This is a genomic window from Natronorubrum texcoconense, from assembly GCF_900100335.1.
Classification (GTDB): domain Archaea; phylum Halobacteriota; class Halobacteria; order Halobacteriales; family Natrialbaceae; genus Natronorubrum; species Natronorubrum texcoconense.
Map to the genome: position 1 here is coordinate 170599 of NZ_FNFE01000009.1, position 8732 is coordinate 179330.

Annotated in this window: 10 protein-coding genes; 8 read left to right on the forward strand and 2 right to left on the reverse strand. The window is 65.9% G+C overall.

Going from position 1 to position 8732, the window contains the following annotated elements:
- Positions 1-43: 43 nt before the first annotated feature.
- From BLT08_RS21350 to BLT08_RS21370, 4 genes are all read left to right on the forward strand, one after another.
- A complete protein-coding gene (locus BLT08_RS21350) occupies positions 44-766 on the forward strand; it encodes a hypothetical protein (RefSeq protein ID WP_090312123.1) in 723 nt (240 codons plus the stop codon).
- Between the two features lie 143 nt (positions 767-909).
- On the forward strand, positions 910-1437 hold the full coding sequence (locus BLT08_RS21355) for a P-loop nucleotide/nucleoside kinase family protein (protein WP_090312175.1): 528 nt from the start codon (positions 910-912) through the stop codon (positions 1435-1437).
- 146 nt (positions 1438-1583) lie between these two features.
- Positions 1584-2759 (forward strand): HD domain-containing protein, encoded by a 1176-nt coding sequence (locus tag BLT08_RS21360; protein WP_090312125.1) that lies wholly within the window; start codon positions 1584-1586, stop codon positions 2757-2759.
- Positions 2760-3205: 446 nt separating this feature from the next.
- Positions 3206-3430 carry a hypothetical protein gene (locus BLT08_RS21370; RefSeq protein ID WP_090312128.1) on the forward strand — a complete coding sequence of 75 codons (225 nt, stop codon included), beginning with the start codon at positions 3206-3208 and terminating at the stop codon, positions 3428-3430.
- Between the two features lie 55 nt (positions 3431-3485).
- On the opposite strand, the gene BLT08_RS21375 is transcribed toward BLT08_RS21370, so the two are convergent.
- Complete coding sequence (locus tag BLT08_RS21375) at positions 3486-3794, reverse strand: MazG-like family protein (protein WP_090312130.1); 309 nt, start codon at positions 3792-3794, stop codon at positions 3486-3488.
- 111 nt (positions 3795-3905) lie between these two features.
- Between BLT08_RS21375 and BLT08_RS21380 the strand changes: the two genes are divergently transcribed.
- Together BLT08_RS21380 and BLT08_RS21385 are read left to right on the forward strand one after the other, a co-directional pair.
- The gene (locus BLT08_RS21380; protein WP_090312133.1) at positions 3906-4757 is read left to right on the forward strand and encodes an inositol monophosphatase family protein; all 852 of its coding nucleotides are present in this window, start codon (positions 3906-3908) and stop codon (positions 4755-4757) included.
- 74 nt (positions 4758-4831) lie between these two features.
- Positions 4832-5425, forward strand: coding sequence for a DJ-1/PfpI family protein (locus BLT08_RS21385; protein WP_090312135.1), 594 nt, complete (start codon positions 4832-4834; stop codon positions 5423-5425).
- Between the two features lie 166 nt (positions 5426-5591).
- On the opposite strand, the gene BLT08_RS21390 is transcribed toward BLT08_RS21385, so the two are convergent.
- Positions 5592-6713 carry a hybrid sensor histidine kinase/response regulator gene (locus BLT08_RS21390; RefSeq protein WP_090312138.1) on the reverse strand — a complete coding sequence of 374 codons (1122 nt, stop codon included), beginning with the start codon at positions 6711-6713 and terminating at the stop codon, positions 5592-5594.
- 199 nt (positions 6714-6912) lie between these two features.
- Between BLT08_RS21390 and BLT08_RS21395 the strand changes: the two genes are divergently transcribed.
- Together BLT08_RS21395 and BLT08_RS21400 are read left to right on the forward strand one after the other, a co-directional pair.
- Complete coding sequence (locus BLT08_RS21395) at positions 6913-7734, forward strand: winged helix-turn-helix transcriptional regulator (RefSeq protein ID WP_090312141.1); 822 nt, start codon at positions 6913-6915, stop codon at positions 7732-7734.
- A 412-nt stretch (positions 7735-8146) separates the two neighbouring features.
- Entirely contained in the window at positions 8147-8569 is a 423-nt protein-coding gene (locus BLT08_RS21400; RefSeq protein ID WP_090312144.1) for a DUF4870 domain-containing protein, read from the forward strand.
- Positions 8570-8732: the final 163 nt, after the last annotated feature.

The window sequence follows — 8732 nt, forward strand, 5'->3', positions numbered from 1 at the left end:
TCCATCACGCACCACTTTTGGTACCCTCACTTGAACGTCACCTATGGACGTTTTCGACGACGAGGACGCGGCGCTCGAGTCCCAAATCGAGCGCCTCGAGGGCGAGGTTGCGACGCTCGAACGGACGATCCGGGCGACCGACGAGGACGTCGACGCCGAACTTCGGTCCCGGTTCGAGGCCGTCGCGGGCGAACTGCAGGCCGTGCTCGCCGAGTCGAACGGCGGTCACGGAACGATAAACACGCGGACCGGGGGGACGATCACGCCGCTCGCGGCCGATCCGGCGGACGTCTCGCTCGCGGATATCGCCCACGCGCTCTCGAATCTCACTCGCTTTACGGGCCACGGGGCGGAGTTCTACAGCGTGGCTCGGCACGCGGTTCACGTCAGCTACGAGGTCGAAGCCCGGGGCGGCGGTCCCGCCGCCGTCCGCTGGGGACTGCTCCACGACGCCACGGAGGCCTACATCGCCGACGTCCCCGCGCCGGTCAAGCGGAGTCTACCGGGCTACACCCACGCGGAAGCCGAACTCGCGGCGGTGGTCCGGGAGGCGTTCGATCTCGACCTCTCGAGTGCGGACGAACGGCTGGTCGATTCCGCAGACGGCGACGTCGGCAGGTACGAACTGGCCGTCCACTTCCCCGACAGTCGATACGAGAAACCGGCCCTCGAGTGCAACCCTGCCGATCTGGAGCAGCAGTTAGGGACCGACAGCGGCGACGACGAATTGTTCCGCCGACGCGCTCGCGAACTGGGCTACGAGTGAGTCGGTCGCTCGGGTGGGTTCGACTGGTGGCTGACTCGAGTCGGCTCGGCTGGAAGTCGACTCGAGGGCGGCCAGAACGCGGCCTTCGAGACGCGTTCGACAAACCGTTCGGATTTAGTACCCTTCCCGACAGAGTGTGCAGCGTGGCTCGTCCAACGCTCCTCGTCTACTGCGGGCTGCCCGGCGTCGGCAAGTCGATGGCCTCCGGCTACACCGCCGATCGACTCCCGGCGACGCGGTACCGCAGCGACGAAATTCGGAAGGCTCTGTTTCCCGACCCGACCTACTCGTCCGCCGAGAGCGACGCGACCTACGCCGAACTGCTCGAGCGCGCCCGCGAGGACCTCGAGACGGGCTCGGACGTCGTCCTCGACGCGACGTTTCGCACGACCGCCCGACGCGAGCAAGCGGCGGTTGCCGCTCGCGAGGCCGACGCGGACGTCCGATTCGTCCGCGTGACCTGCGAGCTCGAGGTCGTCGAGGACCGACTCGCCGAGCGGACGAACTCGATTAGCGACGCCGAGTTCGAACAGCACCTGCTGCTGCGCGACTCGTTCGAATCGATCGACCGCGACCACGTCGTCGTCGACAACTCGGGGACGATCGAGGAGACCCGCGCACAGCTCGATCGACTGGTGTTGTCCGCGCCGCGCGAACAGTCGACTCGGTGAGTACGCGTGCGCGAGTGGAATAGCACGGACACCCACTCGGCAGCACGAGTATGCAACCGGAATCGAGCACTCGCACAGCACACCGTCACGCGGTCGGAACCGCGGCGGCTAAGACGCTACCCTCTCGAGAGGTTACATATCTTCAGATGACGACGATCAAGGACAGCGTTCACGACTATATCGAACTCGACCCCACCGCCGAGGCGCTGCTCGATACCGCCGAAATGCAGCGGCTGCGCTCCGTACGGCAGTTGAGCACCGTCCAGCTCGTCTATCCCTCCGCGAACCACACGCGTTTCGAACACAGCCTCGGCGTCTACCACCTCGCCTCGCGAGCCGTCGACCAGTTGGACCTCGAGCCCGACCTCGGGGATCGCCTGCGCGCGGCCGCGCTGGTCCACGACGTCGGCCACGGGCCGTTCGGCCACCAGACCGAAGCCGCCATCGAGCGCCACCTCGGCCGTCACCACGACGAGATCGAGTGGCTGCTAACCGACAGCGACCTCGGCGACGTCCTCGAGGCGCGAGGACTCGATCCCGAAGCCGTCGCAGCGACCGTCGACGGCCGCGGCCCGCTCGGGGAACTCGTCTCCGGTCCGCTGGACGTCGACCGGCTGGACTACCTCGTTCGGGACGCCCACCACACCGGCGTCCCGTACGGCACCATCGACCACGCGCGCCTGCTCTACTCGCTGCGGATCGTCGACGGCGAACTCGCGCTCGAGGCCGGTGACGTCGCGACCGCCGAGAGCGCGCTGATCGCCCGGACGCTGATGAACGCGACCGTCTACCGCCACCACGTCTCGCGGATCGCGGGCGCGATGCTCGACCGTGCGAGCGAACGACTCCTCGCCGACGGCGCCGTCGATGCCGACCGGTTCACGCGGCTGACCGACGCCGAACTGCTCGCCACGCTCGAGGGCCACGCGCCGACGGCCGACGTCGCGACTCGTCTGCGCGAACGGCGCCTCTACAAGCGGGCGGTCTGGCTCCCCCGCGGCGACGTCCCCGATCGGTTCGCCGGCCTCGAGTACGATCGCACGCGCGACCTCGAGCGCGAAATCGCCGCCGTCGCAAATGTGGACCCCGCAGCCGTCGTCGTCGACAGCCCCGCCGAACCCAGTTCGCCCGAATCGCGTGCCCGAATCGTCGTCGACGGCGACCTGCGGCGACTCGAGGAGCGGTCGTCGCTGGTCGCCGGGCTGGACGCCTGCGCGCGAGAAATTTGGCGACTGGGGATCTACGCGCGGCCGGATGCGGTCGAATCGGTCCGGGAGGCGGCGGGGGACGTGCTCGAGGTCGACGCCGACGTAGTTCCGTAGTTTCGGATCGGTCGTCGGCTGAGCGTCGCTGCAGTCCGATCGAATCACGTACGGTGCGCGCGCTGAGCCGCGGCGAGCGGACAGTGAGCCGCGACTTGTAGCCGTGCGAGGTCGTCGCGAGTGAAACGAGCGACTGCGTGGAAGACGCTTTGCGTCTTCCTCTGGATGAGCGAACACCCGAAGGGTGTGAGTGAATCGGTTGGGGAGGACGTGGTCAACCCCCTGTCGCCAGGGACAGAGCGCTCCTCGTCTCTCTGGTCTCAATCACGAGTGTATCGACGCTCGACGGGACACTCCTCGTCTCTCCGACTGCAAAAGGGGAGCACAGGGATCACTATCGTCGAAATCCGTAGCAGAAGCCGCTCGTTCTCGAGCGACACTATCACCGAGACGGGGCTCAGTAACTCGATCAAAAAGTTATAGCCATTCGGACATGATGTGGTGGTATGCCGTCGTTGGACGGTTTCAAAACGTGGTTCGAGTACGACATCCTCATCACGGCGTTCGCCGTCGTCCTGGTCGTCGTCCTCGTCGGGCTGGAACGATTCGTCGGGGTCGCGAGGCGGCTGCCACTCGAGCATCCGGCGTTCGCGCTCGCCGTCACGGGTGTCGGTTTCGGGGTGATCCTCATCCTGCTCTGGGTCGCAAGCCGGCTGAACACGCAGCCGTAATCGATACCCAGGACCCGTTTCGAGTCGATGGCTCGTGTCGACGGCGCACCGCTGGTCACTCGCCCGAACCGGGCGTCTCGGTGGCGTCCATCCGTCGTTCGTACTTCTCGAGCGCTTCCTCGAGCGCCGCCTCGGCGTCGACCTCGAGCGAGTCCGCGAGCGCGAGCGTCGCAAAGAGCACGTCGCCGATCTCGTCGGTTTCGAGGGTTAGTTCCTCGGGTTCGGTACCGTACTCCGTCGACGTGTTCGCGTCCTTCGCGAGCTCGCCGACCTCCGAGACGAGATCGAGCAGGCGGAACTCGGGCGGCGTCTCGAGGTCGTATTCGTCCACGAACGCGGCGACAGCGGCCTGCTGGTCGTTCATACGGCTACGTGAGTTCCCAACATCAAGAACCGACCGAAACGCGATTGGTCCAACCGAGAACCGGTCGGGGAAGAACAACGACCAAGTAGGGATCGGCCGTACTCGGGTGCCATGACGAGCGTCCACGAACTCGAGCGAACTGCGATCGAGGCCTGTACGGTCGGCGGTGCGTACCTGCGCGACGCCTACCGTGCTGAGGATACGGACGTCGACGCGGGTGCCCACGACGTAAAATCCAGCGCGGACACGGGTGCAGAGCGACGGATTCTCGAGGCGATCCGCGCCGCGTTCCCCGACCACGCCATCGTCGCCGAGGAATCGGGCCGCCACGAGGGGACGGGCGAGTACACGTGGCTCGTGGATCCGCTGGACGGGACGAACAACTTCGAGTCGGGACTGCCGTCGTTCGCGACGGCGGTGACGGTGCTCGAGGGCGTCGAATCCGGCTCGTCGACTTCCGACGCAGAACCCGTTCTCGGCGTCGTCTACGTCCCGCTGCTCGACGATCTCTACGTCGCCACTCGAGGCGGGGACGTCCGATACAACGGGCAGCCGGTCGACGCGCACAGCGACGCCAGCCCCGAGACGGCCACCGTCGTTTCGGTCATCGGCCACGACGTGAAACGCCGGCCCGAGCAGGCGGCCGTCTCCGCGTCGATCAACCGGGCGCTCGAGGACCGCTGCAAGCGCCGCCTCGAGAGCTGGTCGCCGACGGTCCACTGGGGGCTGCTCGCTCGCGGGCGACTGGACGGTATCGTCTGCTATCGGCCGGACGCGGAGGAACAGCTGTTGGGTGAGCTGTTCGCGGCCGAGAGCGGACTGCTCGCGGCGAGTGGCGGTGGTGATCGCGCGGGATGCGACGACGGGAACAGCGAGGACCGCGGCGAGTGGTTCGTCGCCGCCGGAAACGAGCCGGTGTTCGATGCGCTCCGCGAGGTCGTCGACGAGACCGTCCGGCGGTGAGCGTCGGCAGCGTGGTCACCCGTCTTTCCCATTCTGGCACAATACGTTTTACCTCCCCAGTCCTCCGTCCGGGTATGGCCGAAACCACCGCCGAAATCGTGCTGTTCGAGGGCTTCGACGAACTGGACGCGATCGGTCCCTACGAAGTGCTCGAGAACGCCGCCCAGGCCGGCGCCGACCTCGAGACGAGTCTGGTGACCCTCGAGGAGACGGACATGGTGACCGCGAGTCACGACCTGCGAGTCGAGTCCCAGGGAACGCTGGGACAGCCCGATATCCTGATCGTCCCCGGCGGCGGCTGGACGACGGCGAACGAGGGCGTCCGCGCGGTCGTCGACGACGGAGCGCTGGGCGACGCGGTCGACGAACGGTTCACCGAGGGCTCGACCGTCGCCTCGGTCTGTACCGGCGCGATGGTGCTCGCCGAAGCGGGGCTGCTCGAGGGCCGGCCCGCGGCGACCCATCCGGTCGCGGAGGACGACCTCGAGGCGTCCGCGGCGAACGTGGTCGACGAGCGGATCGTCGACGACGGCGACGTGCTGACCGCGGGCGGCGTCACGTCGGGGCTGGATCTCGCGCTGTGGATCGTCGAGCGCGAGTTCGGCGAGGAGATCGCGAGCGAGGTGAGCGAGTTGATGGAGTACGAGCGCGGCGAAGTGTTCGGCTGAGATCGCAGCCCCTCTGTCGTGGGTCGACGTCGAGAACACGCGACAGCAGTTCCGGATGCCATCCGACTCGATCCGCGGCGAGCCGGCTACGCGGCGGCTCTCGTCGTGACGACCTTCCTGTGGCGACTCCCGCTGTGATGACGCCCCTTTCTTGTCACACCTCCTGTTACCGAACCCGATCGAGCGTCACCGAGACGGTCGTTCCACGCGGATGGTTGTCGGTGATCTCGAGGTCGCCGTCGAGGAGATCCAGCACGGTCGTCACCAGATAGAGGCCGGTCCCCATCCCCGAGTCGGCGTCGAACCTGGCGTCGGGATCACTGAGGAGGTGCTTTTGGGAGTCGGAGATGCCGACCCCATCGTCCGCGACGACGACCGTCGTTCGATCGACCGTCGTCTCGAGTGCGACCGTGACCGACGCGGTGGACCGATCGGTGTGGACGGCGGCGTTCGAGAGCAGTTGCGCGAACACGGAGCCGAGCGTCGGTGAGGCGGAGACGACGACGGGTTCGTCCGGCAGCGCCGTTCGATCGACGGCGACGGCGTCGCCGAACTCCTGGCGAAGCCGGTCCAGTTCCGTCTCGAGGACGGCGACGAGGTCGCAGGGTTCGCGTTCGACGTCGATATCGGCGGCGAGGACGTCCATGAGTTCGGCGGCCGTATCCGTGAGCTCGAGGGTGTGCGTTGCAGCCTCGAGCAGCGCCTCGAGAGCCGGTTCGTCTCGGGGATCGACGCCCGATCGGAGCTGATCCCCCCAGCCGACGACCATACTCAGGTCGTTGCGGATGTCGGTTCTGACGAGTCGATTCAGCAGTGCGAGTCGGTGGTTCCTGTCGAGAAGCTGGCGCTGGGTTCGCGCTCGCTCGATCGCGTACCCGATCGTTCGAAGGAGCAGTTCGGCCGTGATCGAGCCCTTGACGAGGTAATCCTGTGCGCCACACCGGATCGCGTCGACGCCGAGTTCTCCCTCGTCGTGTCCCGTCAGCACGACGATCGGGACCGACGGGGCACGGTCGACGAGCCGATCGATCGTCTCGAGCCCGGCGCTGTCCGGGAGGGTGAGATCGAGCAAGACGACGTCCGGTGGCTCGGACTCCACTCGTTCGATGGCGGCCGAGAGCCGATCGACGTGCTCGACCGAGTCGATGCTGACCGCGGCGTCACGGCCGCTCCGCTCGAGTGCGGTCTGGTGCTCCGTGATCAGCCGGTCGACGAACCGAGCGTCGTCGGGATTGTCCTCGACGAGCAGGAGGTCGACCGCACGCAACGAGTCCATTTCGCACACCATGGGATGCGACCATGCTATCAGTTCCGGTGTCGTTCGAACGCCTGGTACGTTCCGCGGCACCCGAGTGACTCGAGCGACCCGATCGGAGACCCCGTGCAGTCGAGCGACGCGAAACGCTTCCTCTCGTTGATCGCTTCGCCTCCCGGGCGAATGCGCCACGAGACCGAATAGCTAAGCCCCTGCCGTCGGACTCTCTCACATGACTCGTCGCGAACTGGACGTTCCACGGGCGACTCATACGGCGCTCGACGCGTTCGCGCTGCTCTCGAAGAAGTGGCACCCGGTCGTCGTTGCCGTGCTCCATCACCACGGCTCGCTCGGATTCAACGGCCTCCTCGAGGCGATCCCGGACCTCTCGGGGAAGGTATTGACCGACACGCTCGAGGCGTTGCAGGACGCCGGGCTCGTCGACCGAACGGTCGTCAGCGAGTCGCCGCTCAGAGTCGAGTACGAACTCACCGAGGCGGGAGCGGACCTCGAGCCGATCTTCGATGATTTGGGTGCGTGGGGGGACCGACACCTCGGGGCCGCGACGCCAACGATCCTGCTCGCCGACGCCGATCGGCGAATCACCGACCTGTACGGACAGTGGTTGGCCGATCGCTACACCGTCGCTCGAGCGCACACCGCCGATGACGTCGATCGCTACCTGCGGGAGTCGATCGACGTCGTGGTCTACGACGAGGGGCTTCCGGGAGTCAGCGCAGCCGACGTCCCTCCCGCCGCTGGGGAGGGGTGCCGGACGATCCTGCTCGTCGGTGACCGACCCGAACTCGATCTGCTCGAGATCGAGTGCGACGACGTGCGACGCAAGCCGATCGTCCGCGAGACGCTGCTCGAGGCGATCGACGACCAACTGCGCCGACGGGGCGAGTCGGCCGACGACCGCGAACGCGGCTCGCTGGTCGCCAAGCGGTCGCTTCTCGAGTCGGTGTACTCGCAGGACCGTCTCACACGGCAGGCGGCGTACCGCGACCTCGAGTCGCAACTCGAGGCGCTTTCGGACGGACTCGAGAAGTGACCGTCGTCGTCACGAGCTGATTCTGCCATTCGCTCGGCGAGGAGTTCGTATGGTCGATCTGCCGTCGAACTATAGTAGCCACTGGAAGTCAGTGCACACCCGATCGCACGACGGCCGCGCGGTTCGGAGCGTATGCGGTTCGAAACGAACGGAGTGAGTGAGAACCGCACAAAGCGAACGGGGAGCGTAAGCGACCCGTGAGCAAACGGAGTGAGTGAGAACCGCGGATAGTGCGATCGGTGTGTAAACAGTTCCAGGTGTTACTATACTGCGTTCGCTTTTTGCGGTCAGCGGATGAGCAAGACGGGTTGGGGTGCGAGAACGGTTACTCTGCAGTAACCTTCGCGCATACGTTCGGCTCAGATAACCGTTAAGCGGCGATGCAGTGAGTCAACTGTACGAGCAATTTCCGATGAAATCGACCGAAACCGAACTGGCGGCTGGCCGAACCGACACTGACCGCGTGGAGACCGAACCGATCGTCGGCGGACTCGACGAAAACGTTGCCGGGGCGCTGACGTACCTCTTTGCGCCGTTTACCGGGCTCGTACTGTACCTCCTCGAGGAAAACAACAAGTTCGTCCGGTTTCACGCCCTCCAGAGCATGATCGTTTTCGGCGGACTGTTTGCGGCCGTCGTTGCGCTGATGATCTTCCAGACGATACTCGTCCAGATATCGTTCGTCGGCTGGATATTCGCGATCGTGGTGAGTCTGGTCTCGCTGCTCCTCGCGCCGGTCATCTTCGTTCTCTGGCTCTTCCTCATCGTCAAGGCCTACAAGGGAGACCGCTACGGCCTGCCGATCGTCGGTGGCGTCGCCGAGGAGTACGTCTGAATAACTGCCGAGATCGCCACTTTCAATCGTCGGATGCTTCTTTGAATGCTGGGAGTCGCGACCGGTTCGGTGAGCGTGGTATCACATCGCCGAGCGAGTAAATCTACGCCACAACCGGACGGACCGACTCGAGGCACTTGTGGACGGGCTCGATGAGTGACTG

What these genes read in the sequence shown, in the direction of transcription:
- BLT08_RS21350 (WP_090312123.1), top strand. Translation starts at nt 44, where the DNA reads ATGGACGTTTTCGACGACGAGGACGCGGCGCTCGAGTCCCAAATCGAG.
- BLT08_RS21360 (WP_090312125.1), top strand. Translation starts at nt 1,584, where the DNA reads ATGACGACGATCAAGGACAGCGTTCACGACTATATCGAACTCGACCCC.
- BLT08_RS21370 (WP_090312128.1), top strand. Translation starts at nt 3,206, where the DNA reads ATGCCGTCGTTGGACGGTTTCAAAACGTGGTTCGAGTACGACATCCTC.
- BLT08_RS21375 (WP_090312130.1), bottom strand. Translation starts at nt 3,794, where the DNA reads ATGAACGACCAGCAGGCCGCTGTCGCCGCGTTCGTGGACGAATACGAC.
- BLT08_RS21380 (WP_090312133.1), top strand. Translation starts at nt 3,906, where the DNA reads ATGACGAGCGTCCACGAACTCGAGCGAACTGCGATCGAGGCCTGTACG.
- BLT08_RS21385 (WP_090312135.1), top strand. Translation starts at nt 4,832, where the DNA reads ATGGCCGAAACCACCGCCGAAATCGTGCTGTTCGAGGGCTTCGACGAA.
- BLT08_RS21390 (WP_090312138.1), bottom strand. Translation starts at nt 6,713, where the DNA reads ATGGTGTGCGAAATGGACTCGTTGCGTGCGGTCGACCTCCTGCTCGTC.
- BLT08_RS21395 (WP_090312141.1), top strand. Translation starts at nt 6,913, where the DNA reads ATGACTCGTCGCGAACTGGACGTTCCACGGGCGACTCATACGGCGCTC.
- BLT08_RS21400 (WP_090312144.1), top strand. Translation starts at nt 8,147, where the DNA reads ATGAAATCGACCGAAACCGAACTGGCGGCTGGCCGAACCGACACTGAC.